The 24,720-nt window shown below is 55.7% G+C and carries 22 protein-coding genes and 1 other RNA gene; 18 read left to right on the top strand and 5 right to left on the bottom strand.

Features of this window, described 5'->3' with window-relative positions; all coding sequences use genetic code 11:
- Positions 1-267 precede the first annotated feature (267 nt).
- The 3 genes from ACFQPC_RS15305 to ACFQPC_RS15315 all read left to right on the top strand — a co-directional run bounded on the left by ACFQPC_RS15305 (position 268) and on the right by ACFQPC_RS15315 (position 4,292).
- The gene (locus ACFQPC_RS15305; protein ID WP_382272958.1) at positions 268-1,917 is read left to right on the top strand and encodes an L-lactate permease; all 1,650 of its coding nucleotides are present in this window, start codon (positions 268-270) and stop codon (positions 1,915-1,917) included.
- A 155-nt stretch (positions 1,918-2,072) separates the two neighbouring features.
- Positions 2,073-3,140, top strand: coding sequence for a carbon-nitrogen hydrolase family protein (locus ACFQPC_RS15310; RefSeq protein WP_382272719.1), 1,068 nt, complete (start codon positions 2,073-2,075; stop codon positions 3,138-3,140).
- A gap of 54 nt (positions 3,141-3,194) precedes the next feature.
- Positions 3,195-4,292: an enolase C-terminal domain-like protein gene (locus ACFQPC_RS15315; RefSeq protein ID WP_382272720.1), complete on the top strand. Its 1,098-nt coding sequence runs from the start codon at positions 3,195-3,197 to the stop codon at positions 4,290-4,292.
- 44 nt (positions 4,293-4,336) lie between these two features.
- On the opposite strand, the gene ACFQPC_RS15320 is transcribed toward ACFQPC_RS15315, so the two are convergent.
- The 5 genes from ACFQPC_RS15320 to ACFQPC_RS15340 all read right to left on the bottom strand — a co-directional run bounded on the left by ACFQPC_RS15320 (position 4,337) and on the right by ACFQPC_RS15340 (position 9,464).
- The gene (locus ACFQPC_RS15320; protein ID WP_382272721.1) at positions 4,337-5,290 is read right to left on the bottom strand and encodes a LysR substrate-binding domain-containing protein; all 954 of its coding nucleotides are present in this window, start codon (positions 5,288-5,290) and stop codon (positions 4,337-4,339) included.
- A gap of 44 nt (positions 5,291-5,334) precedes the next feature.
- Positions 5,335-5,742, bottom strand: coding sequence for an NINE protein (locus ACFQPC_RS15325; RefSeq protein WP_382272722.1), 408 nt, complete (start codon positions 5,740-5,742; stop codon positions 5,335-5,337).
- 45 nt (positions 5,743-5,787) lie between these two features.
- Positions 5,788-7,074, bottom strand: coding sequence for a c-type cytochrome (locus ACFQPC_RS15330; protein WP_382272723.1), 1,287 nt, complete (start codon positions 7,072-7,074; stop codon positions 5,788-5,790).
- 11 nt (positions 7,075-7,085) lie between these two features.
- Positions 7,086-7,817: a c-type cytochrome gene (locus ACFQPC_RS15335; protein WP_382272724.1), complete on the bottom strand. Its 732-nt coding sequence runs from the start codon at positions 7,815-7,817 to the stop codon at positions 7,086-7,088.
- Positions 7,818-8,042: 225 nt separating this feature from the next.
- Positions 8,043-9,464, bottom strand: a complete 1,422-nt coding sequence (locus ACFQPC_RS15340) for an aminotransferase-like domain-containing protein (RefSeq protein WP_382272725.1) — start codon at positions 9,462-9,464, stop codon at positions 8,043-8,045.
- Positions 9,465-9,576: 112 nt separating this feature from the next.
- On the opposite strand from ACFQPC_RS15340, the gene rnpB reads away from it, so the two are divergent.
- The 15 genes from rnpB (at position 9,577) to murC (ending at position 24,719) form a co-directional block, all read left to right on the top strand.
- Positions 9,577-9,899: RNase P RNA component class A (rnpB, locus tag ACFQPC_RS15345), an RNA gene on the top strand.
- A 184-nt stretch (positions 9,900-10,083) separates the two neighbouring features.
- Positions 10,084-10,638, top strand: coding sequence for a fasciclin domain-containing protein (locus ACFQPC_RS15350; protein WP_382272726.1), 555 nt, complete (start codon positions 10,084-10,086; stop codon positions 10,636-10,638).
- A gap of 169 nt (positions 10,639-10,807) precedes the next feature.
- Positions 10,808-10,960, top strand: a complete 153-nt coding sequence (locus ACFQPC_RS15355; RefSeq protein WP_382272727.1) for a DUF3096 domain-containing protein — start codon at positions 10,808-10,810, stop codon at positions 10,958-10,960.
- Positions 10,961-11,065: 105 nt separating this feature from the next.
- Positions 11,066-11,536, top strand: a complete 471-nt coding sequence (locus ACFQPC_RS15360) for a DUF4124 domain-containing protein (RefSeq protein ID WP_382272728.1) — start codon at positions 11,066-11,068, stop codon at positions 11,534-11,536.
- 520 nt (positions 11,537-12,056) lie between these two features.
- Complete coding sequence (mraZ, locus tag ACFQPC_RS15365) at positions 12,057-12,485, top strand: division/cell wall cluster transcriptional repressor MraZ (RefSeq protein WP_382272729.1); 429 nt, start codon at positions 12,057-12,059, stop codon at positions 12,483-12,485.
- A 7-nt stretch (positions 12,486-12,492) separates the two neighbouring features.
- Entirely contained in the window at positions 12,493-13,461 is a 969-nt protein-coding gene (gene rsmH / locus ACFQPC_RS15370) for a 16S rRNA (cytosine(1402)-N(4))-methyltransferase RsmH (RefSeq protein ID WP_382272730.1), read from the top strand.
- Positions 13,458-13,730, top strand: a complete 273-nt coding sequence (gene ftsL / locus ACFQPC_RS15375; RefSeq protein WP_382272731.1) for a cell division protein FtsL — start codon at positions 13,458-13,460, stop codon at positions 13,728-13,730. Before rsmH ends, ftsL begins: the two co-directional genes overlap by 4 nt.
- A complete protein-coding gene (locus ACFQPC_RS15380) occupies positions 13,727-15,487 on the top strand; it encodes a peptidoglycan D,D-transpeptidase FtsI family protein (protein ID WP_382272732.1) in 1,761 nt (586 codons plus the stop codon). Before ftsL ends, ACFQPC_RS15380 begins: the two co-directional genes overlap by 4 nt.
- Positions 15,487-17,013 (top strand): UDP-N-acetylmuramoyl-L-alanyl-D-glutamate--2,6-diaminopimelate ligase, encoded by a 1,527-nt coding sequence (locus ACFQPC_RS15385; RefSeq protein ID WP_382272733.1) that lies wholly within the window; start codon positions 15,487-15,489, stop codon positions 17,011-17,013. Before ACFQPC_RS15380 ends, ACFQPC_RS15385 begins: the two co-directional genes overlap by 1 nt.
- Positions 17,013-18,380 carry a UDP-N-acetylmuramoyl-tripeptide--D-alanyl-D-alanine ligase gene (locus ACFQPC_RS15390; RefSeq protein WP_382272734.1) on the top strand — a complete coding sequence of 456 codons (1,368 nt, stop codon included), beginning with the start codon at positions 17,013-17,015 and terminating at the stop codon, positions 18,378-18,380. Before ACFQPC_RS15385 ends, ACFQPC_RS15390 begins: the two co-directional genes overlap by 1 nt.
- A gap of 1 nt (position 18,381) precedes the next feature.
- On the top strand, positions 18,382-19,551 hold the full coding sequence (gene mraY, locus ACFQPC_RS15395) for a phospho-N-acetylmuramoyl-pentapeptide-transferase (protein ID WP_382272735.1): 1,170 nt from the start codon (positions 18,382-18,384) through the stop codon (positions 19,549-19,551).
- Positions 19,551-21,047 carry a UDP-N-acetylmuramoyl-L-alanine--D-glutamate ligase gene (gene murD, locus ACFQPC_RS15400; RefSeq protein WP_382272736.1) on the top strand — a complete coding sequence of 499 codons (1,497 nt, stop codon included), beginning with the start codon at positions 19,551-19,553 and terminating at the stop codon, positions 21,045-21,047. The genes mraY and murD overlap by 1 nt, the downstream gene beginning before the upstream one ends.
- A complete protein-coding gene (ftsW, locus tag ACFQPC_RS15405; RefSeq protein ID WP_382272737.1) occupies positions 21,044-22,252 on the top strand; it encodes a putative lipid II flippase FtsW in 1,209 nt (402 codons plus the stop codon). Before murD ends, ftsW begins: the two co-directional genes overlap by 4 nt.
- Positions 22,249-23,325, top strand: coding sequence for an undecaprenyldiphospho-muramoylpentapeptide beta-N-acetylglucosaminyltransferase (gene murG / locus ACFQPC_RS15410; RefSeq protein ID WP_382272738.1), 1,077 nt, complete (start codon positions 22,249-22,251; stop codon positions 23,323-23,325). The genes ftsW and murG overlap by 4 nt, the downstream gene beginning before the upstream one ends.
- Entirely contained in the window at positions 23,322-24,719 is a 1,398-nt protein-coding gene (murC, locus tag ACFQPC_RS15415) for a UDP-N-acetylmuramate--L-alanine ligase (RefSeq protein ID WP_382272739.1), read from the top strand. The genes murG and murC overlap by 4 nt, the downstream gene beginning before the upstream one ends.
- Position 24,720: the final 1 nt, after the last annotated feature.

Consider the following 24,720-nt stretch of genomic DNA (forward strand, 5'->3'; position numbering starts at 1 on the left):
GCAATTCCTGCCTGTTTTTTTTCGCACTCCGGCCCTCTTCATATTTCTTTTTCTGTTGTTGTTCTCACGTGAAATTTCTATTGGGGACGACATCCTCTTTCATAGCAAATTTCATTTTGCTTCATATCGGATTGCATCTTTTTCACGCCTTCGCACGAATCAGCTATGACAGAATTTGCGTCGCTGTCCGGCTTGAAATCAAATTAAAAAATGCAGTGGGCGTCACAGCCTTCTAACGATTACCCCCATTTTCTGGGAGACAAAATGATGTGGTCTCATGTGTACGATCCTTTCAACAATGCTTGGCTTTCAACACTGGCGGCGGCAGTACCCGTCGTCGTCATGTTGTCGGCACTGGCTTTCTTTCATATCAGGGCGCATATTGCCGCGCTGCTTGGTTTGGCATCGGCAATTGTTGTCGCGGTTTTTTGTTTCACGATGCCGGCTTCGTCTGCGCTATCGTCGGCAGCTTTCGGTGCTGCGAATGGTTTGATGCCGATAGGCTGGATCATTCTCAACGTCATCTTTTTGTACCAGCTGACCGAACGTAAAGGCTACTTCAAGGTACTGCAGGAAAGCATCACCGGCATTACGACAGACCGCCGTTTGCAGCTGTTGCTGGTGGCATTTTCCTTCGGCGCTTTCTTTGAAGGTGCGGGCGGCTTTGGTACGCCGGTTGCCGTGACCGGTGCGATGCTGATCGGCCTCGGCTTTGCACCTTTGGCGGCGTCGGGCTTGTCGCTGATTGCGAATACCGCACCAGTTGCATTCGGTGCACTTGGTACGCCTATCATTGCACTGGCCGGTGTAACCGGGCTCGATATGCTGCAATTGTCCGGCATGGTCGGACGCCAGTTGCCGGTGTTTTCGATGTTGGTGCCGTTCTGGCTGATCTGGGCTTTCTGTGGTTTCCGCGGGATGCTTGCGGTGTGGCCTGCGATCCTGGTGGCTGCTGCCGCGTTCGCGGTACCGCAATACCTGATTTCGAATTTCCACGGACCGTGGTTGGTGGACGTCGGTGCGGCGATCTCATCGATGGTCTTGCTGACCCTGTTCCTGAAAGTATGGAAGCCGGCCAATATCTGGACCTCCGCCGCCGGCAAGTTCAAGGCAGCAGCGCAGCAACAGCAGCCATCGGTGATCCATACGCATAGCCGGGAGACGGTGATCCGTGCGTGGTTGCCATGGTTCATCCTGTCGGTACTGGTATTCCTGTGGGGGGTGCCGGGCTGGAAGAAGATGCTCGATGGTTTGTCGGTATTGCGCTTTGAATGGCCGTGGTTGCATATGTTGACGCAAAAGATGCCACCGGTAGCCTTGCATCCACATGTGGAAGCCGCGATCTTTAACCTGAACTGGTTGTCGGCAACCGGTACCGGTATTTTCATTGCTTCGATGATTTCCGGCCTGGTGATGGGCTACCGCTTCAAGCAATTGTTTGTCGTGTATTGGGACACCTTGAAGATACTGCGTCATTCGCTGATTGCAATCGCGGCGATGTTGGCGCTCGGTTACATCACGCGTTACTCCGGCATGGATTCGACACTCGGTTTGGCATTTGCCCATACCGGTGTGTTCTATCCCTTCTTCGGTACTTTGCTGGGCTGGATGGGTGTCGCTCTGACCGGTTCCGATACTGCTGCGAATGTCTTGTTCGGTGGCTTGCAAAAAACCACGGCAGAGCAGTTGGGCCTGAATCCGGTGTTAATGGCTTCAGCCAATTCATCGGGTGGCGTCATGGGCAAGATGATCGATGCGCAATCCATCGTGGTGGCCGCTACCGCGACCAAATGGTATGGGCATGAAGGCGAGATCCTGCGCTATGTCTTTTTCCATTCGATAGCGCTGGCTTGCCTGGTCGGCTTGTTCGTCACACTACAGGCTTATGTCTTCCCGTTTACCTTAATGGTCTGGTAAGCGTCTCCAATGCTAGGGATGCAGATTTTCTGCATCCCGGATGCAAATCATTTCAATCTGTAAAACGCTCAGTTTTCCCCGCACACCGCCTATAGTGGCACGTGACTTTCGGACTTGAATTGTCCGGACTCAAAACATCATTTAGGAGAGTAGTAATGAAGGAATATCCAAAATTCAAGGCAGCCGCATGTCATGCAGCGCCTATCTATTTCGACACCCCGGCCACCATCGATAAAGCGTGCGACCTGATCGCTGAAGCTGCGCGCAACGGCGCTTCGCTGATCGCTTTCCCGGAAGCATTCGTTTCCGCCTTCCCGATCTGGTGTGGCGTATGGGCGCCGGTGGAAACGCATGAATTCTTTTTCAAACTGGCATCGTCGGCGATAGCGATCAACGGACCGGAAGTAGCGCAATTGCGTGAAGCGGCACGTCGCCACGGCGTCTTCGTTTCGATGGGCATCAACGAAGGTACACCGATCAGCATGGGTTGCGTATGGGATACGAATATCCTGATCGGTGATGACGGCAGCATCCTGAACCGTCATCGCAAACTGATTGCAACGCATTGGGAAAAACTGGCATGGGCCAGTGGTGACGGTAGCGGCTTGCGTGTAGTCGATACCCGCATCGGCCGCATCGGTGCACTGGTGTGTGGCGAAAACACGAATGCACTGGCACGCTTCTCGCTGATGGCGCAAGGCGAGAACGTGCATATCTCCGCATACTCGCCACGCTGGCCTACCCATCCGTCGGGCGAAGTTGCTTACGACCTCGAAGCATCGATACGCCTGCGTGCCGGTGCGGCTGCCTTTGAAGGCAAGATGTTTAACATCGTCGCTTCCGGCTTCCTGCCGCCTGAAGCAATCGACATGATCAGCCGCAACGATCCGCGTGTACGTCGTTTGATGGAAGAAGCATCGAAGAGCGTATCGATGATCATGGGCCCGGACGGGATGCCGATCAGTGACACCCTGCAGGATGAAGAAGGTATCGTCTATGCCGATATCGACCTCGCCAAATGCGTCATACCCAAACAATTCCAGGACGTCGTCGGTTACTACAATCGTTTTGATGTATTCGAATTGAAGGTTAATCGTCGCGCACTGACGCCGGTTGAATTCAACGATGCTGCAGCGGAAGCAGAACGTGCCCAGTTTGCTGCCGAGCTCGGACCTTTGCCCGCACTGTCACGCGCACCTGACGGTAGCGAGCGCTTGCAATAAGCCGGAGCCGCCTTTGGAAGGCGGCGTTTTTATCTTTTAAATAGCAGGGCGATTATGTCTTTACCTCTCATCACTGAAATGCGTGTACGTGCATTGATCGTGCCACTCTCACAGCCACTGAAAACGGCGAGCGGGACGGTACATGCGGCACCCATGCTGTTGCTGGATGTACAGACGGATGCAGGTGTTTGCGGCCATGCCTATATCTTTACCTATACGCCGCTGGTGCTGGGGGCAGTCAAACAACTGGCGCAGGACCTGACCCTGTTGCTGGAAGGCCAGCCGCTGGATCCGCTGGGTCTCACCAATAATCTGCGCAGCCGCTTTATGCTGATAGGGACCTATGGTTTGCTCGATATGGTGCTGGCCGGTATCGATATGGCGGTCTGGGATGCGCATGCAAAATTCCTCGAGTTGCCGCTGGTACGTGCATTAGGCGGCAGTGTCGGTAGTGGTGCATCTGCCGACGGTATTCCGGCCTATGCCAGCTTCGGTATGGATGGCTTGGCAGATGCGGTGACGCATGTCGCGGCTGCAGTTGAACGCGGCTTCAAGGCGATCAAGATCAAGATCGGTTATCCGACCTTGCAGGAAGATATCGCCGTCGTACGTGCAGCGATCAAGGCGACGGAAGGTGCGGCGCGCCTGATGGTCGATTACAACCAGAGCCTGGATGTGGCAGAAGCGATGGTGCGTTGTCCGGCGCTGGATGATGAAGGTTTGATCTGGATCGAAGAGCCGACGCGTTACGACGATAACTGTGGTCACGCGCAAATTGCAGCCGCAATCAAGACGCCTTTGCAGCTGGGTGAAAACCTGTGGGGACCGCGCCAGGTCGCGGAGAGTGTGCGCATGAAAGCATCCGATTACATGATGCCGGACCTGATGAAGATTGGCGGCGTCTCGGGCTGGATGCAGGCAGTGGGTGTATGCGCTGCCAACAATGTCCGTGTGTCGAATCACTTCTTCCAGGAAATCAGCGTGCACTTATTGCGTGTGACGCCGACCGCGCATTACATAGAGTATTTCCAGATGGCAGATCCTGTCCTGGTCGATCCTTTGCTGGTACGCAATGGCAATGCGATCGTACGCGACTGTCCTGGCAACGGCATCCAGTGGAAAGAAGAAGCTGTTGAACGTTACACCGTGTGATGGTGTGTCTCTTTAGGCAGTGCCCCGCGGGCGCGAGGTACTGCCTATTTTTTTCGTTTGACTGAAGGTTTCGCTGCAGCCTGCGTCAATGCCCGCATCGCATCCTCATGTTCCAGATCACTGCGCAGCCAGTTGATCACTTCCAGCGATTCCGTATGTTGCAAGGCTTCCGGCAGGCAAGTGGCAAAGTAAGAGTAAGCAGGCTTCGCCGTCAAATCAAATACCGGTACCAGGCGACCGCTTGCGGTCAGTGAGGCCGCCATCTTCGGCCGCGCCAGTGCAATGCCATGGCCCCATGCCGCCGCCTGCATGCAGGAGCCGATATCAACAAATTGCAAAGTGCCGACCGGTTCGCGGCTATCCAGGCCGGCGGCCTGGAACCATGGATGCCAGGGTTCTATCGTGCAGCGGAGCAAGGTAGCGCGTTGCAGGTCTTCATAGTTTTCAAACGGCCCATGCTGCGCCAGGTATTCAGGACTGCACATGGGCAGGACATCTTCATCGAGGATGCGGGTGACATGGTAGCCAGGGTAATGCCCGATGCCGAAACGTATCTCGATATCCGAATCGTCTGCCTTCAATCCCACCAGTGGTACCGATAGCTGCAATTCGAAACGCAGCGATGGAAAATTTTCCTGCAATAACTTCAGGCGCGGAATGATGATTTGATAGGCAAAAGTCGGTGGTGCCGCGATGCGCAATTGTTTCTTGGTTTTGGTGCTGGCAGCAGGATTGCGGCCGAAGTGGCTCAGGGTATTGAGTGCATTGCGTACTGCTTCGAGGTAAGCCTGGCCATCGGCGGTGAGTACCGCTTCGCCGCTGGTCTTGCGGAATAATTGCAGGTTGGTGGCTTCTTCCAGTTGCTTGATGCGATGGCTGACCGCACTGGGCGAGATGCACAATTCGCGTGCGACCAGCACGCCGCTACCTAGTCGCGCACGTGCTTCGAATGCAATCAGGCAGGGGATCGGTGGCAGGCGGAAATCGATAGTGGACATGGAAGTGCCGGCAGTGATTTGCAATGATCGATTATAGAACGTGATCAGCCGTAAGCGCCGCCGGTCAGCAACAAATCAGTCATGCGCGCCATTGCGATCACGATGGTGGTAAAGCCGCAGGCGAAAGTCAGGACGATCAGTATTACGACCGACCAGCGGGAATCGGATTGCTGTGCCGATAAGGCATTGTGTTTGGCATCCCATTTTTCATCCGGTGTGAGTCCTATGGTCAATGCTTCTATCCAGCCGGCGAAAATCGACAGCGGGAAAAGTACCAGCACACTTACTGCGATGGAGTGTGGAGCCTGTGCAAGGATCAAGGCCAGCGCGAAGATGAGGAAGGCGGCGAGATAAATCCAGGCCCAGAAATCTTTCGCACCATACAGATAGAAGCGATGCGCGCCGGTGCCGCCGAGCAAGACCGCCAATAAAGTGGCGCTGGTCTTGCTCAAATGTTTGCTGCTTAAAGTGGTGTGATGCATGGAAAGCAAATAGTGTTAGCGTGAGCGGTAACGGTTCACATCGTTCGGTGATACCGCCGTGCCCTGGTTGCCCCAGGAGTTGCGGATATAGGTCACGACAGAAGCGACTTCTTCATCCGTCATCGACTGGCCAAATGGAGGCATGCCGTAAGGACGTGGATTGCCTGCCGTGCTCGGTGCATAGCCACCATGCAAGACCATGCGGATCGCATTGGTCGCAAGCGGCGTGGTAATCGCACGACTGCCGGCGAGTGCCGGGTAGATAGCGGCTACACCTTTGCCGGATTCCTGATGGCAGCTGGCGCACTGGTTTTCATATAGTTTGGCACCGGCCTTGATCATGTTTTTCTTGGTTTCATCCGGCACACTTTCCGCTGCCGCGACTGGTGCCGGAATTTGTTGCGGCAAGGATTTCAGGTAAAGCGCCATTGCCTTGATGTCTTCATCTTTCGCATACTGCAGGCTGCCGAACACTACTTCCGCCATTGGTCCGCTGACCGAGCGACTTGGTGAGGTACCGGTTTTCATCAGTGCGGCCAGATGTTCTGTTTCCCACTTGCCGAGGCTGGTTTGTGCATCACCATTCAAAGGCGGTGCATACCAGTTCAAGACCGGGATCATGCCGCCGCCGAGTTCCGCCTTCAGGTCGGTACCACCCAGTGCATCACGGGGTGTATGACAGGCACTGCAATGGCCGAGGCCTTGTGCCAGGTAAGCACCGCGATTCCATTCCACCGATTGCTTGTCGTCATTCGCGTACTGGCCGGGGCGGAAATAGAGCGCGCGCCAGACATAGAGGGCGACGCGATTGTCGTAAGGGGAGCGCAAGTCAGGTGCGCGGTTTTGCCGGCTGACGGCAGGCAGGGTTTGCAGGTAAGCGAATATCGCATCCGAATCGGCGCGCGTGACCTTGGTGTAATTCGTGTACGGGAAGGCTGGATATAGCAAGCTGCCGTCTTTCGATTTGCCGTCGTGCATCGCTTGCCAGAAATCGTTGTTATTCCATTTGCCGAGTCCGGTTTCCGCATCCGGCGTCAGGTTGGATGTATAGATATTGCCGAACGGGGTAGGTACCGCACGACCACCGGCATACGATTCGCCGCCGCGTGAGGTGTGGCAGCTCATGCAGTTGCCGACGCGGGCCAGGTATTCACCCTGTACCAATTGTTGCGCCGGATCAGCCGGTGGTACGGAAGCCTGGCCGAGGTCAGGATTGCGATTGGCCCAATACAGCCAGCCGACGAAGACGGTGATGATGCCCAGTAAAAGTGCGGAAAAGCGCAATAGATATTGTCGTTTCATGGTCTGCTTTTCTACGGTGCGAGTTTGCCGCACTCAAGCGGGAGTTTGGCGGTAATGGCAGGTGCCGGTGAGGCATCGGCCGGTACGCGCTGTTCGGATAACCAGGCAGCGGCGGCACTGATATCTTCCGCACTCATTTTCTTGACGATGTCAGCCATGCAGTCCGGCTGGGCAGCGTGGCGTGTGCCGATTTTCCACGCACCTATCTGACCCAGCAGGTAATCGCGCGGCAAACCGATCAGGCCGGGGATGGCCGGTGCGGTACCGGTCATCTTCGCGCTATGGCAGGCGACGCAGGCCGGGATGCCCTTGGCTTTATCGCCGTCATGCACCAGGCGGCGACCGCGTTCCAGCTCGGCCGGATTGGATTGCGCGGCTTGCGGTTCCGGGTAGGGTGGGTGCTGCTCCGAGAAATACTGGGCAATTTCGCGCAGATAGGCGTCCGACATGTTTTCCAGCATCGCGGTCATGACCGGATACGTACGCTTGCCGTCGCGGAAATTGATTAACTGGTTATATAGATAGCCGGCCGGTTTGCCGGCGATGCGCGGGTAATAGCCATCGCTGCCGGCACGGCCTTCCTTGCCGTGGCATACCACGCAGGCGGCGACGCGCTGCGCGATGGTATCGGGGATTTTGCCATTGTCGGCAGTAACAGCCGGGGCCGCGGCTGCAGCGCCGGCGGCAAACACAAGACCGGCGGCGGCAAACCGGCAGATGAAGCGTAAGTATTTACTACGCATGTGCGATGCACTCATTGTTATAGGTCTCTTGGCTAAGGCCGGCGGCCTTGATATGCAGAGCTGTCTTCTCTGCAGCTTGTCGGAATTTCTACATGATACTGCAAGGGTAAGGGCACAAGGCCGCTTTGCCTAGCATCAGTAGGCGCGTAAAAAACCATAGCAGTTTGGGTAAAACGCTGTGGGAGAGGCTGTGTGATGGTTAGAAAGGCAAGGGTGGCATCCAGCCTAAGTTCCGGCCATCTTTTGTACCAATTGCCCGAGGCTTGCGAGTGCCGCCTCGCTGCGGGCGTCCCAGACATGGCCGTAATTCAGGCGTATGCAATTGGTAAAGCCATGATGGGCAGAGAAAATCGGGCCCGGTGCCAGGCTGATGCCTTGTGCCAGCGCCTGCCGGTGTAGTTCCAGTGCATTCACCTTGGCAGGTAATTCCAGCCACAGGAAGTAGCCGCCTTTCGGGCGCGTAGCCTGGGTCCCGGCCGGGAAGCTGCGGGCGATGGCTTCCATAAATTGGGTCTGTTGCACCGACAGTGTGTGGCGTAACTGGCGCAGGTGTTTGTCGTAGCCGCCCTTTTCCAGGTAGGTGGCGAGCGCGGCTTGCGCCGGTGCCGATGCCGCCAGGGTGGTGGTCAGTTTGTGGCGGGCGACGGCACGGGTAAAGCGTCCTGGCGCAGCCCAGCCGACACGATAGCCGGGCGCCAGGCATTTGGAGAAAGACGAGCAGTGCATGACCAGTCCTTTGCTGTCGAAGGCTTTGGCCGGCATCGGGCGTTTGTCGCCGAAATACAGTTCGCCGTAGACATCATCTTCAATCAGCGGGATTTCGTGTTGTGCCAACAGGGTGACCAGATCACGCTTTTTCTCATCCGGCATCAGGCTGCCGAGTGGATTCTGGAAAGTCGTCATCAGCCAGCAGGCTTTCGGCTGGTGACGCTCAATCGCGCGTGCCAGTGCACCAAGGTCTATCCCTTCGCGTGGGTGGGTCGGCACTTCTATCGCGTGCAGGCCGTTGCGTTCCAGTGCCTGCAATGCGGCGTAAAAGGTTGGCGATTCGACCAGTACCGCATCGCCCGGGCGTGTCACTGCCGCCAGGCAGAGATTGAGCGCATCCAGCGCGCCATTGGTGATGACGATCTCATCCGTATGTATATGCAAGCCGTCTGCCAGGTAGCGCAGCGCAATCTGGCGGCGCAATTGCGGATTGCCCGGCGTCAGGTCATCGACCGCACTCCACGGGTCTAGCTGCTGGACGCTGGATGCCATCGCCCGTGCCAGCCGTGCCATCGGGAACAGCAGCGGACTGGGGAAGGCGGAACCGAAAGGTACGAGCTCGCGCATCTTGGCCGATTCCAGCACTTCAAACACGCGTTCGCTGATATCAACCGGCGATGAGGCTTCATCCGGTTGCGATGCCTGCTCCGGCTCCGGTGGCAGCTTTTGTGCAGCGCCGGCGACGTAGTAGCCGGAACGCTCACGCGCCCGTATCAGGCCGCGCGCCTCCAATAGATAGTAGGCCTGGAATACGGTGGAAGGGCTGACAGCGCGGCTGGTGCTGGCCTGACGCACCGAGGGCAGGCGATCACCTATACGCAGGACGCCATCCTGTATGGATTGCGCGAGTTCGGCGGCGAGCGTTTCATACAATTTCATGTAGTATCTCTGCGTGCGGGGTAAGGGTGAAATCAGTGGAATTTCTATCGCGCAAACGCATGATAAAACATTATTCGCGCTTCCCGCCGCCTGCTGGACTACAATGACGCCTGAAGTAAGCCAAGACAACCGCTGGCTGTCATTTCGGTGATGGCGGGAGGAAGGTCCGGACTCCATAGAGCAGGGTGACGGTTAACGGCCGTCCGCCGTGAGGCGAGGAATAGGGCCACAGAGACGAGCGTATTAAGTTACGGTGAAACGCGGTAACCTCCACTCGGAGCAATTCCAAATAGGCACGCGTTGACGTTGCTCGCGGAGCGTGCGGGTAGGAAGCTTGAGCCGTGGAGTAATTCACGGCCTAGAGGAATGGTTGTCATAACGCGTGGGTTCGCCCATGCGTCGTAACAGAATCCGGCCTATCGGCTTGCTTCAACTTCTATGCAAACGGTGCGATGAAAGTCGCACCGTTTTTTTTGCGCCGTTTTTTGGCCGCTTCCCGATATTGCCATGTCGCCATATAAGTTGCCGCAGGCATAGGCGTATGCAAGTAGTTGAATCTGCCGGCGCCGGCGCGCCGTATATCTCTACGCAATCCTGCACACTCCGGAAGGAAACGATCATGCGCAAACTTTCTTATGCCTTGCTGCTGTCTGCTTCACTCGCTTCAGTTTCATTCGCTTATGCTGCCGATGCCGTGATGGTAGGTGGACAAAGCATGCTGCCCAGCAAGGATATTGTTGATAACGCAGTTAATTCGGCCGATCACACCACCCTGGTTGCTGCTGTCAAAGCAGCAGGCCTGGTTGATACCCTGAAAGGGAAAGGCCCGTTCACCGTATTCGCACCAACCAATGCCGCATTCGGCAAATTGCCTGCCGGTACGGTAGAGAATCTGGTTAAACCGGAAAACAAGGCAAGCCTGACAAAAATCCTGACTTATCACGTGGTACCCGGCAAATATGACTTTGCCGCACTCGAAAAAGCCATCAAGAAAAACAAAGGCAGCGCACAACTGGCAACCGCCAATGGCGCAAAACTGACCTTTGTCATGAATGGTAAACACAATATCAATGTGAAGGATGACAGCGGCAATACTGCCAGCATCAGTACTTATGATGTGTATCAGTCTAACGGCGTCATCAATGTGATCGATACGGTCTTGCTGCCGAAATAAATAAATCCCGATGCGACACCTTGCGGTGTTGTTATGGCGCGCGATCTTTATTGCTCGCGCGCTTTTTTATTTGTCGGATTCGGTGCGGTATGGACCAAAGAAAGCGACCGGATAAGGTAAGCTTCTGCCGCAAGAATTTACCCTCACGGTTTATATATAGGAGTTTGCCTTGAATCTGCACATTACACTCGCACCGCTGCTCGCCCTGATTGCCGGCATCCTGATTTTGCTGATGCCGCGTTTGCTGAATTTCATTGTGGCCTTGTACCTGATCGTGATCGGTCTCATCGGTTTGTTCGGTACCGGGCACTTCCTGCGCTGAAGCGACGCGGGCATGCGCACTTCAGGCATGCTATAAAGTATTACCTGTCAGCGTACAAGGCGACTTATGGCACACAAATTCCTTAGCTTCATTGCTTGCTGTTGCATGGCTAGCGCGGCGTACGCAGACGAGATCTATCGCTGGGTCGATGAAAACGGCCGTACCCAGTTTTCGGACAAGGTCCCTGACCGGTATCGGAATGCCGCAAGTCGCGTCGATACCAATCCATCTGAATTAACCGACAGCCAGCGCCAGGAAGCGGCTGAGCGCGCGGCGCGTGAAAAGGCGATCGTTGAGCGTGCCAGCGATGCAAGGGCGGAACCGGTGCCGCTTCAAGCCCCGCCTAGCGCAGCCGTGATGGGTTCACGTGACGGCCTGTCACAGCAAAAACTTGATTGCGAACGCATGCAGCGTGAGTATCGCGAAAGCCAGGAATGCTTTGCGCCTTATATCGTGCGCGGCCGCAAAGGGAAATACCGGAGCGGTGTAGTACTGCCGGAAGCCTTCCTTTACTGCAAACCGGTGCCCGATCCGTCGCAACAATGTGGTTCGCAACCGCAGTACAACAGGCAATAAATCCGGATGTTTTTGAATATTCGTTCAATTGTTAAATTGAGTGGCATTTATGATGGCAAATGACTAATAAAACAGGCTTGTTTTTGCATTGCATCATAATCTTTTGATATCAATCGAAATTTGCGACGCCGAAATTTCCGATATCCGCCAAGAAATCGACTTTAAGCCGATTTTTCCGCGATCTTGACGACAAGACGCATCAAAATCCTACAGAAATTTCCCCTTCTTGCACTGCATTTTCCTGGATAAACACATGTGTTTATCTGATGTGCCACTTTCACTATCAATCATAAGTGCTTAATTCTTAGAGATATTTCATTTACATGTTGCGTCAACGTAATGCGCTAAGTCCTTGACTTCATTGAAAAAATTCTTGTTTTTACCCCTGAATATCGCTTGACCGGTAATGGTGCATCCTCTAAAGTGGGCGACAGTGTGAAAAAGTGTTTATTTGTGGGTATTTTTAAACACAAAAATCGCCCGATTCAGCATCTAAAACGTACAAAAAAAGGATTTCAGGGTGTTTCAAGGCGCGTCTTCTCTCAATCTCGATGCCAAAGGCCGGATGACTATTCCGTCGCGGCATCGTGACGCACTGCTTTTGCAGTGCGAGGGGCGCGTCACCCTGACCAAACATCCGCACGGCTGCCTGCTGTTTTTCCCGCGCCCGGTCTGGGAAAGCCATCGCGAGCAAATCGCGGCATGGCCTATGTCGGCGCGCGCCTGGCAGCGTATTTTCCTCGGTAATGCTTCTGACGTAGAGATGGATGGCGCCGGTCGCATCCTGATCGCGCCTGAACTGCGTTCGGCGGTAGGCATGACGCGTGACGTGATGTTGCTCGGGATGGGTAGCCATTTCGAGATTTGGGATGCTGCGAAGTTGGCGGAAAGCGAAGCGGCGGCAGTGGCCAATGGCATGCCGGATGTACTAAACGATTTTTCTTTCTGACGCCGTGATGAATGCAGATGCGGTGCAGCAATACCAGCACCGTACGGTGTTGCTGGATGAGGCGGTCGATGCGCTGGCGCTCGGTGGTGTACGCGCCAACGGCGTATACGTCGACGGCACCTTCGGGCGTGGCGGGCATAGCCGCAAGATTTTGCAGCAACTCGGTAGTGGTGGTCGTTTGCTGGCCTTTGACAAGGACACGCAGGCCATCGCCAATGCCGCGACGATAGATGACCAGCGTTTTGAGATTGCGCACGACAGTTTTGCAACCTTGAGTGAAGCATTGGCAGTACGCGGTATCAAGCAGGTGGATGGGGTATTGCTGGACCTGGGGATTTCGTCACCGCAAGTTGACGATGCGACGCGTGGTTTCAGTTTTCGCGCAGACGGGCCGCTCGATATGCGTATGGATACAACGCGCGGCATGTCGGCAGCCGAGTGGCTGGCGACGGAAACTGAACAAAAAATCGAGAAAGTGATACGAGAATATGGGGAAGAACGGTTTGCTTTTCAGATTGCAAAGGCGATTGTTGCTCGCAGGGCAGTCGAACCAATTTCAAGCACACGACAGCTTGCCGAGATCGTGGCACGCACCGTTAAAACCCGCGAGAAAGGCAAAGACCCGGCCACTCGCACCTTTCAGGCTATCCGGATTTTCATCAATCAGGAGCTTGAAGAACTCGAAGTAGTGTTGAACGAGGCATATCGGTACCTGGCCCCGCATGGGAGATTGGTTGTGATCAGCTTTCATTCTTTGGAAGATCGCATCGTCAAGCAGTTCATGGCCGGCAAAGCCAATGTGCCGCAGCCAGACCGTCGCCTCCCGATTCGTGCCATCGATTTGCCGCAACCAGAAATGAAGCTGTTGTCCCGCGTAAAACCATCCGCTGCAGAAATCAGTGAAAACCCGCGCGCGCGTTCCGCCGTGATGCGGGTGGCTGAACGCCTGCAGCCTGCCGCCAGGGTAGCGCAATGAGCGGCCGCATCTGTTTCATTCTCAGTGTCATCCTGGTCGCCTGCGCGCTGTCGGTTGTTAACGCGCATTACCAATTCCGTCGCCTTTTCATCGAGCTCGAACGCGCGCAAGCGCAGGCACGCCAGCTCGATATCGAATGGGCGCAATTGCAGCTCGATCAATCCACGCTCGGCAAACATGCGCGCATCGAAGGCAATGCGCGCCGCGATTTGCGCATGGTCCCGGTTTCGCCGGCCAGCACGCAGTACCTGACGATGGGAGCCAAATGACACGCAGCACGTCACGCACCGCCGCATCCAAGGGCGTGCCTTTTTCGTCGAACCCGGTACTGGCAACCAAGTTGCCGGCCTGGCGTTCGCGTGTCGTGCTATTCCTGATTTTTGCCGCCTTCCTGACACTGGCCGGACGCGCCTTATGGTTGCAGGGCATGTCGACCGAGTTCCTGCAAAAGCAGGGCGCTTCGCGTTATGCCCGTACGCTGGAATTGCCGGCCACACGCGGCAAGATTACTGATCGCAACGGCCAGGTACTGGCGTCGTCGGTGCCGGTGCGCGCAGTGTGGGCAATCCCGGAAGATGTATTGGAATCGCCACCGGAAAAGTTGCAGGCCCTGGCCAAGTTGCTGGATATGCCAGAGCGTGAATTGCGTCGCAAACTGGATTCGGATCGCACCTTCGTTTACCTCAAACGCCAGGTCGAACTCGATACCGTGGATAAAATCCTCAAACTCGGTATCGCCGGTATCGATACCCGCAAGGAATACAAGCGCTATTACCCTGAAGGTGAAGTGATGGCGCACATCGTCGGCTTCACCAACGTCGAAGACAAGGGCCAGGAAGGTATGGAACTGGCTTACCAAAAAAACCTGGTCGGCGTGACCGGTAGCCGCCGTGTCATCAAGGACCGTCTTGGCCGTATCGTCGAGGATATCGAATCGGTACGTGAGCCGCACGATGGCAAGGACCTGGCTTTGTCGATAGACAGCAAGATCCAGTACATCGCTTTTTCGGCTTTGAAAGAAGCGGTCGAAGTGAACAAGGCAAAAGCCGGCGGCATCGTGGTGATGGATGCAAAAACCGGTGAAGTACTGGCGTTGGCGAACCTGCCGACTTATAACCCGAACAACCGTTCGGTACTGACCGGCGCGCAACTGCGCAATCGCGTGATTACCGATACCTTCGAACCGGGTTCGACCATGAAACCGTTTTCGGTTGCGCTGGGATTGGAAACCAATCGCGTGACACCGAATACGATGATCCAGACCGCGCCCGGCAAAATGACGATCGGTACCGCCACCATCGGCGATGCGCATGCGTCTGGTTTACTGTCGGTTTCGCAGGTGATTGAAAAATCATCGAATATCGGTACCGCAAAAATTGCACTGCAAATGGAACCACATGAAATGTGGGATTTGTTTACCAGTGTCGGTTTCGGCCAGCAGCCGAAAATCAATTTCCCTGGTGCAGTAGCAGGACGGGTCAGGCCTTACAAATCCTGGCGTCCGATCGAACAGGCAACCATGAGTTATGGGCACGGTATATCCGTGTCTTTGTTGCAAATGGTGCATGCGTATACAGTTTTTGCGCGTGACGGCGACCTGATACCGATTACTTTCCAGCGCACGACTGACCAGCCTATCGGCGAACGCATCTTCAGCGCGAAAACAGCGCGTCAAATGCGCGGCATGCTGGAGATGGCGGCAGGTCCTACCGGCTCTGCGCCGCGTGCACAGGTCCCTGGATACCGCGTCGCCGGCAAAACCGGTACCGCTTACAAGATTGAAAAAGGCCAGTATGTTAAGAAGTACGTTTCTTCTTTCGTTGGCTTTGCACCGGTTTCCGATCCGCGCATCATTATCGCGGTGATGATCGATGAGCCGGGCGCCGGCAAGCATTATGGCGGCCAGGTGGCGGCACCGGTATTCGCCACGGTGACGGCAAATGCCTTGCGCTCGATGAACGTGGCACCGGATTCAAGCGTCACCAATATCATCATCCCGGCCGGCTCGGAACAGGAGAACATGTAATGTCCATCCTGACGACGACCGCTCTCGCAAGCATACTTGACTGGCTGGCTGCTAACGCACCCAAGGCCGAGCTTGCCTCCGATTCCCGTCGCATCGCGCAGGGCGATGTCTTCGTCGCCTATCCCGGCGATGAAGCAGATGGCCGCAGCTATATTGCGAACGCCATTGAGCGTGGCGCGCAAGCGGTTATCTATGAGGCTGCCGGCTGCACCTGGGATGCGGAGTGGGATGTCGCGCATCTGGCGATAGATGATTTGAAAGAACATGCGGGTGAAATTGCCGCTGCTTATTACGCCCATCCTGACCGTTCGATGTTCACGGTTGCAATCACCGGTACCAATGGCAAGACTTCATGCGCGCAATGGCTGGGCAGCGTCCTGTCGCGCCTGGGCCAGCCGACTGCAGTGATCGGCACGCTCGGTGTCGGCATTTTTACCAATGGCGGCCACGGTAGTTTCGACGTCACCGGTTACACCACGCCGGATGCCGTATTGCTGCAACGTTCGCTGCTTAATGTAAGCAATCTGGGCGCAACGGCGCTGGCAATTGAAGCATCGTCTATCGGTTTGCATCAGGGACGCCTGTCCGGCATGCATTTTGATATGGCCTTGTTTACCAACTTCACGCGTGATCACCTGGATTACCACGGTGATATGGCGGCTTATGAAGAAGCCAAGGCCATGTTGTTCGACTGGCCGGGACTACGACACGCAGTCATCAACCTGGATGATGCGATGGGTGTGCGCCTGGTGCAGCGTTTGCAAAGCAGGCAGGCTGATGTGGGCATCACCGGCTATACCTTGTCCGATAAAAAAATAGATGGCATCGCAGTTTTGCGCGCGACGGATATCCGCAGCAACCAGAGCGGCACCGTGTTCCAGCTCGAATCAGTAGCTGGCAGTGCGCATGTAAAAACCCAATTGGTTGGCCAGTTCAACGTCAGCAATGTACTCGGCATCATCGGCATTCTGCTGGCAAAAGGCGTTGCATTGCCGGATGCAGTGCATGCCATCGAAGCATTGACCGCAGTACCGGGACGCATGCAGCAACTCGGTGGCGGTGAGGCACCGCTGGTCGTGATCGATTACGCCCACACCCCGGATGCACTGGAAAAAACGCTCGCTACCTTGCGCAGCGTCGCAAATGATCGCGGTGGCGAGTTGTGGTGTGTATTCGGTTGCGGTGGTGATCGGGATCCGGGCAAGCGTCCGCAAATGGGCAAGGTGTCGATGGCGGCCGACCATATCGTGGTGACGACTGATAATCCGCGTAATGAAGAACCGGCCAACATCATCGGCGATATCGTCGCCGGTATTACTGCGCCGAAGAATGCGCCGCAAATCATAGAAGACCGCGCCAGCGCGATCCTGTGGGCGGGTCGCCATGCGGCGCGCCAGGATGTGATCTTGCTGGCTGGTAAGGGACATGAAGCCTATCAGGAAGTAAAAGGGCGCAAGCTGCCTTTCCTCGATGCCGATCATGCGGCCCTGGCCTTGTCGACACGTGTCATGCAGGGGGCGAGCTGATGAACTCTACATTAGCCATACTCCAATCCGCACTGAATGGTGCGCGCATGACGGCAGATGCGTCGTTTGACGGCGTTTCGACCGACAGCCGCACAGTAGGCGCCGGCAATCTGTTCGTCGCTTTGCGCGGTGAACGTTTCGATGCACATGATTTCCTGCCACAAGTGGCGGACCGCAAGGTGGCAGCGGTGGTTGCGGAAACTGTGCCGGACGGTTTGACAGTACCTGCACTGATCGTGCCGGACACCCGTGTCGCGCTGGGACAGATTGCGCATTACTGGCGCCGGCAATTCAAGATGCCTTTGATAGGCGTGACCGGCAGCAATGGCAAGACCACGGTCAAGGAAATGATCGCGGCGATCCTGGAAGCGGCGTGCGGTGTTGATAACTATCTGGCGACACGCGGCAACTTCAATAACGATATCGGCGTGCCTTTGACCCTGATGCGGCTGCAAAAGACTTGCAAGGCAGCAGTGATCGAACTGGGTATGAATCATCCGGGTGAGATAGCTGTTTTGTCTGCGATTGCAGAGCCGACTGTAGGCCTGGTGAATAACGCACAGCGCGAACACCAGGAATTCATGGCCAGCGTGGAAGCGGTCGCGCAGGAAAACGGTGCGGTACTCGCGGGTTTGCCGGTCGATGGCATTGCAGTCTTCCCGGCTGACGATGAATTCACGCCTTTGTGGCGCGAGCTGGCAGTGCAACGCAAGGTGCTGACTTTCGGTTTCTCCGATGATGCGGATGTGCGTTGCAGCTACAGCGCGAATGCTTTTGGCAGCGATATGGAAATTACAGCGGGCCGCCAGCAATTCACGGTGGCTTTGTCAGCCGCCGGCGTCCATAACGTGCGCAATGCCCTGGCAGCGATTGCCTGCACGCTGGCTATCGGTATTGCTACCGATGCCATCGCGCGCGGCCTGCAGGCATTTGCCCCGGTCAGCGGACGCCTGCAACGCAAACTCGCCGCCAATGGCGCGCTGGTAATCGACGATACCTATAACGCCAATCCCGATTCGGTGCGGGCGGCGATAGATGTGCTGGCGCAAATGTCGGCGCCGCGCATCCTGGTGCTGGGTGAGATGGGCGAAGTCGGTAATGACGGGCGTCAATACCATGAAGAAATTGGCGCATATGCGCGTGCAAAAAATATTGAACATGTACTGACACTGGGTGACTTGACGCGCTATGCGGCCAGCGCCTTTGGCGTCGGTGCAAAACACTACGACAGCGTAGAAGAATTAAATAATGCATTGGCCGCAATCTTTACGGCGGATGCAACGGTGCTGGTTAAGGGATCGCGTTTCATGAAGATGGAACGCGTGGTCCAGCACTTACTTGGTCAACAAACTCAGGAAGCCCATTAATATGCTGCTCTGGCTGGCACAATATTTTCAAGACGAACTAGGGCCACTGCGGGTCTTTAATTTCATTACTTTCCGCGCGGTGTTCGCGACCCTGACCGCGCTGGTAATCGGCCTGGTCACGGGGCCGGCCGTGATCCGCATGCTGACGCGCCTGAAAGTCGGACAAGCGGTACGTACCGATGGCCCGCAAACACATTTGATTAAAAGCGGCACGCCTACCATGGGTGGTGTGCTGATCCTGGTCTCCATCGGTATCTCGACTTTGTTGTGGACCGACCTCAGCAATCGTTTTATCTGGGTGGTATTGATAGTCACCCTCGGTTTTGGCGCAATCGGCTGGGTCGATGATTACCGCAAGGTGGTCTATAAAGATCCTAAGGGCATGGCCTCGCGCGAAAAATACATGTGGCAATCCATTATTGGTTTGTTTGCCGCTATCTATCTGGCTTTTTCGGTGTCCGCGCCGAGCAATTCGCAATTCCTCGATTTGTTTGTCGCGTGGGTGCAATCCGGCTTCAGCATGGACTTGCCGCCGAAGGCCGATCTGATCGTTCCTTTCTTTAAAACCATCAGCTATCCGCTTGGTGTGTGGGGCTTTATCGCACTGACTTACTTCGTCATCGTCGGTACCAGCAATGCGGTCAACCTGACTGACGGCCTCGACGGCCTGGCGATCATGCCGACCGTGATGGTCGGTACGGCGCTTGGCCTGTTCGCTTACCTGACCGGTAGCGCCAACTATTCGAAATACCTGTTTATCCCGCACATCCCGGGTGCCGGCGAATTGATTATTTTCTGCGGTGCGATGGCGGGTGCCGGCCTGGCTTTCCTCTGGTTCAACGCACATCCGGCGCAAGTCTTCATGGGCGACGTGGGTGCACTGGCACTTGGCGGCGCGCTCGGCACGATCGCGGTCATCGTGCGCCAGGAAGTCGTGCTTTTCATCATGGGCGGCATCTTCGTGGTCGAAACCCTGTCCGTCATGTTGCAGGTTGCTTACTTCAAATACACCAAGATGCGCACCGGGATCGGCAAGCGGATCCTATTGATGGCGCCTTTGCACCATCACTTTGAACAAAAAGGCTGGAAAGAAACACAAGTCGTGGTGCGTTTCTGGATCATCACGATGATGCTGGTGTTGTTTGGTTTGTCTACTTTGAAATTACGCTAATGAATTACGCTGGTAAACACGTTCTGGTTTTAGGGCTCGGTGAATCCGGGCTGGCGATGGCGCAATGGCTGGTCCATTGCGGCGCGTCCTTGCGTGTTGCCGATACGCGTGAGCAACCGGATCGCTTGCCGCAGTTGCGCGGGATCGCACCGCAAGTCGAATTTATCGGTGGTCCTTTCGACGCCGCCTTGCTGGATGGTGTCGACTTCGTGGCGGTCAGCCCGGGGCTGATGCCGGCGCGCGAATTGGCGGCGATTATTCCTGCCGCGGCAGAAAAAGAAATCCCGGTCTGGGGTGAAATTGAATTGTTCGCACAGGCACTGGCAGCCTTGAAAGAAGAGAAAGCCTACGCGCCGAAAGTCATCGCGATCACCGGTACCAATGGCAAAACCACAGTCACGAGCCTGGTCGGCTTGTTATGCCAACGTGCAGGTTTGACAGTGCAGGTGGCGGGCAATATCAGCCCGGCCGCGCTGGATAAATTGCATCAGGTATTGAACGATGATCAGTTGCCGCAAGTCTGGGTGCTTGAATTGTCCAGCTTCCAGCTGCATACGACTTACAGCTTGCAAGCCGATGTCGCCACCGTACTGAACCTGACACAGGATCACCTCGACTGGCACGGCGATATGGCGGCATATGCAGATGATAAAGCCCGCATCTTTGGCGCCAATACCATACGCGTGCTGAATCGCGACGATGCAATGGTCATGCAAATGGCGAGCCCATTAAGCAAGGTCATCACCTTCGGCGCCGATGAAGCGGAACAGGCGGATTGCTTTGGCCTGGTCGATGAAAACGGCATGCGCTGGTTGTCGGTAGCGGTAGAGGAAGAAGAACCGCAGAAGAAACGCCGCAAGAAAGACAACATCGAACTCGCAGTCTCGACCAATAAACTGATGCCGGTCGATGCGCTCAAGATACGCGGCCAACACAATGCAATCAATGCCCTGTCGGCGCTGGCCTTGTGCCGTGCTATCGGTTTGCCGTTTGCGCAGTTGTTGCATGGCTTGCGCGATTACCACGGCGAACCGCACCGCGTCGAACATGTGATGACGATAGGTGGCGTTGATTACTACGACGATAGCAAGGGTACCAATGTCGGCGCTACGGTAGCGGCATTGAATGGTTTGGGTGCGAGCCAGGATGGCGCTTCCAATCATTTGGTGCTGATTGCCGGTGGTGATGGCAAGGGGCAGGATTTCTCGCCATTGGCCGATCCGGTTGCCAAATATGCGCGCGCCGTGATCCTGATCGGCAAGGATGCTGACAATATACGCGCCGCCTTGCAGGCGACGGGTGTGGACATGATCAATTGCGCGACGCTGGAAGAGGCAACGCAAAAAGCAGCGGAACTGGCGCAGCCGGGCGATGCGGTCTTGTTGTCGCCGGCTTGTGCCAGCCTCGATATGTTCAAAAACTATGCACATCGTGCACAGGTTTTTATCGATGAAGTACGTGAAATTGGTTTGTCGCGTGGCGAGGTCTCTGCATGAAATTCGCCTTCCCATCATTCTCCGGCGCTTCGGCTAAAAAAGCCGTGACCAGTCTCGACCAGCGTTCGAAGATGATGGCCTATGACCAGCCTTTGGTTTGGGTAGTCTTGCTGCTGATGCTGTTTGGCATGGTGATGGTGTACTCGGCTTCGATTTCACTGCCGGATTCGCCGAAGTATGCACGTTACGACAATGCACATTTCCTGACGCGTCAGGCGATGTTCATCAGCGTTTCGCTGTTTGCCGGTTTGCTGGCCTTCCGTGTGCGCATCGAAACCTGGCAAAAGCTGGCGCCTTACCTGTTTGTGGCGACGCTGATTTTGCTGGTGCTGGTATTGGTGCCGGGCGTTGGTAAAGGCGTGAATGGTGCGCGTCGCTGGTTGTCGTTCAAGGTTTTCAACTTGCAGCCATCCGAATTGATGAAGTTGTTTGTGGTCTTGTATGCAGCTGATTACACGGTGCGCAAGCAGCAATACATGCATAAGCTGACCAAGGGCTTTATGCCGATGACACTGGCTATCGGCTTCGTAGGTTTGCTCCTGCTGCTGGAGCCGGACCTGGGTGCCTTCGGCGTGATCGTGTGTATCGCGATGGGCATCCTGTTCCTCGGCGGCATTAACGGCATCTGGTTCGGTGGCATAGGCGCGACGCTGGTCGGTATTTTCAGCATGGTGATTATCTTGTCACCGTGGCGACGTGAACGAATATTTGCTTACCTGAATCCGTGGGAAGAAGAAAACGCATTGGGCAAGGCTTATCAGTTATCGCATTCGCTGATTGCTTTCGGTCGCGGTGAATTGTTTGGTGTCGGCCTCGGTGGCAGTGTGGAAAAACTGCATTACCTGCCGGAAGCGCATACCGACTTTTTGCTGGCGGTGATCGGTGAAGAACTTGGTTTCGTCGGCGTCCTGGTAGTGGTGGCGCTGTTCTACTGGATCATCAAGCGCGCATTTGAAATCGGCCGCCAGGCGATTGCGATTGATTTGACCTTTGCCGGTTTGACGGCGAAGGGGATAGGCATCTGGATAGGCGTGCAAGCGTTCATCAATATGGGTGTGAACCTCGGTTTGCTGCCGACCAAGGGCCTGACCCTGCCTTTGATGAGCTATGGCGGCTCGGGTGTACTGATTAACTGTATAGGCCTGGCGATCCTGCTGCGTATCGATTACGAGAACCGCGTCCTGATGCGGGGAGGTCGCATATGAAGCGACTAGTGATCATGGCGGCCGGCACCGGCGGACATATTTTCCCGGGCCTCGCGATTGCCGAAACGATGAAGGCGCGCGGCTGGCAAGTGAGCTGGCTCGGCACCTCGCATGGTATGGAGCGTGAGCTGGTGCCTAAAGCCGGTGTTGAGATGGACACCATCGAGTTCAGCGGCCTGCGTGGTAAAGGTTTGCGTCACACGATTACCGGTGCGTTCAAGTTGGTAGCGAGTTTTGCGACTTGCTTCTCCATCCTGAAGCGTCGCAATCCCGGCATCGTGCTTGGCATGGGCGGTTATGTGACGGTGCCCGGTGGCTGGATGGCCAAGCTGCGTGGTGTGCCGGTGGTATTGGTGAATGCGGATGCCGCTTTGCTGTTATCGAACAAGACCTTGATGCCGGTTGCCGAGCGCGTGTTGTTCGGCTTTCCGGCAGATTTTGGTCCTGCTGCGAGCAAGGCATTGGTGACCGGCAATCCGGTGCGTCAGGAAATTATTTCACTGCCGACGCCGACTGAGCGCTATGCACAGCACAACGGTCCTTTAAAGGTTTTAGTAGTCGGTGGCAGCCTGGGTGCAAAAGCGCTGAACGATGCGATGCCTTTGGCTTTGGCGATGTTGCCAGCCGGACAGCGACCAGTGGTTACGCATCAGTCGGGCAAGAAGAATATAGATGCTTTGCGCGCCAATTATGCGCAAGCAGGAGTCGATGCTGAAGTCCTCGATTTTATCGATGACATGCCGCGACGTTATGCAGAAGCCGACCTGGTGATTTGCCGTGCCGGTGCGATCACGGTGTCGGAACTGACTGCCGCAGGTGTGGCCAGTGTGCTGGTGCCATTGCTGGTATCGACCACGACCCATCAACGCGATAACGCGTTGTGGATGGAAAAACAAAATGCGGCGATCCATCTGCCGCAAAGTGAATTAAGCGCGCAGGGTTTGGCAGAACTGTTGCAAGGCATGACGCGCGAAAAATGCAAGCAAATGGCCGAGGCGGCGTATGCCAACGGTCGCCGCGATGCGAATGCCGCTATCGCCGATGTACTTGAAAAGTTAGTGAAGATCACATGAAGCACAAAGTCAAAAATATTCATTTCGTAGGCATCGGCGGCAGCGGTATGAGCGGTATCGCTGAAGTGCTGCTGAACCTCGGCTATACGGTGTCCGGTTCCGACCTGGGCAGCAATGCCGCGACCCGTCGCTTGATCGAACTGGGCGCCAAAGTGACTTTGGGCCATGCGGCAGAGAATATTGAAAAAGCCGATGCAATCGTCACTTCGACTGCGGTCAAGGAAGACAATCCGGAAGTCATTGCTGCGCGCGAAAAGCACATTCCTATCGTGCCGCGCGCGGTGATGCTGGCCGAACTGATGCGTTTGCGTCGTGGTATTGCGATTGCCGGTACGCATGGCAAGACGACGACCACCAGCCTGGTTGCCAGTGTGTTGGCCGAAGGCGGGCTGGATCCGACTTTTGTGATCGGTGGCTTGCTCAATAGCGCAGGTGCGAATGCCAAGCTTGGTACCGGTGAATTCATCGTGGCTGAAGCCGATGAGTCGGATGCCTCCTTCCTGAACCTGTCGCCAGTGATCGAAGTCATCACGAATATCGATGCCGATCATATGGAAACCTATGGCCATGATTTCGAAAAGCTGAAACAGGCTTTCGTCGAATTCACCCAGCGTTTGCCATTCTACGGCGTGGCGGTGTTGTGTATCGATGACGCGACCGTGCGTGAAATCATGCCGCGCATTTCCAAGCTGATTACGACTTATGGCTTCCATGAAGATGCGCAGGTACGCGCCATCGACGCCAAGGCGATAGACGGCCATATGCATTTCACCGTGCTGCAGGAAGGTTATGCGCCAATGCAAGTCAGCCTGAATCAGCCTGGCATGCATAACGTACAGAACGCCTGTGCCGCGATTGCGATTGCACGCGAACTGGGTGTGGCCGACCATGCGACGCAAAAAGCGCTGACCGAATTTAATGGCGTCGGACGCCGCTTCACACGCTATGGAGAAATAAGCCTGCCTGCTGTCAACGACAAGCCTGCTGGTACGTTTGCTCTGGTGGATGATTACGGCCATCACCCGGTGGAAACTGCAGCGACTATCGCTGCCGCACGCGGTGCGTATCCGGGCCGTCGCCTGGTGCTGGCATTCCAGCCGCATCGTTATACACGTACCCGTGATTTGTTCGAGGATTTCGTCAAGGTCTTGTCGACCACCGACATGCTGGTGCTGGCGGAAGTGTATGCAGCCGGTGAGCAGCCTATCGTGGCCGCTGACGGACGCACGCTGGCGCATGCGCTGCGTGTGGCCGGCAAGGTGGATCCGGTGTTCGTGGAAAAAATTGCCGATATGCCGGCCACCATCATGAACATTATCAAGGATGGTGATGTGGTGATCACGATGGGTGCAGGATCGATTAGTGGCGTACCGGCCAAGCTGGTACAGGCCTGAG

This window comes from Herminiimonas glaciei (genome assembly GCF_042664955.1).
In the GTDB taxonomy this organism is placed as follows: domain Bacteria; phylum Pseudomonadota; class Gammaproteobacteria; order Burkholderiales; family Burkholderiaceae_D; genus Oxalicibacterium; species Oxalicibacterium glaciei.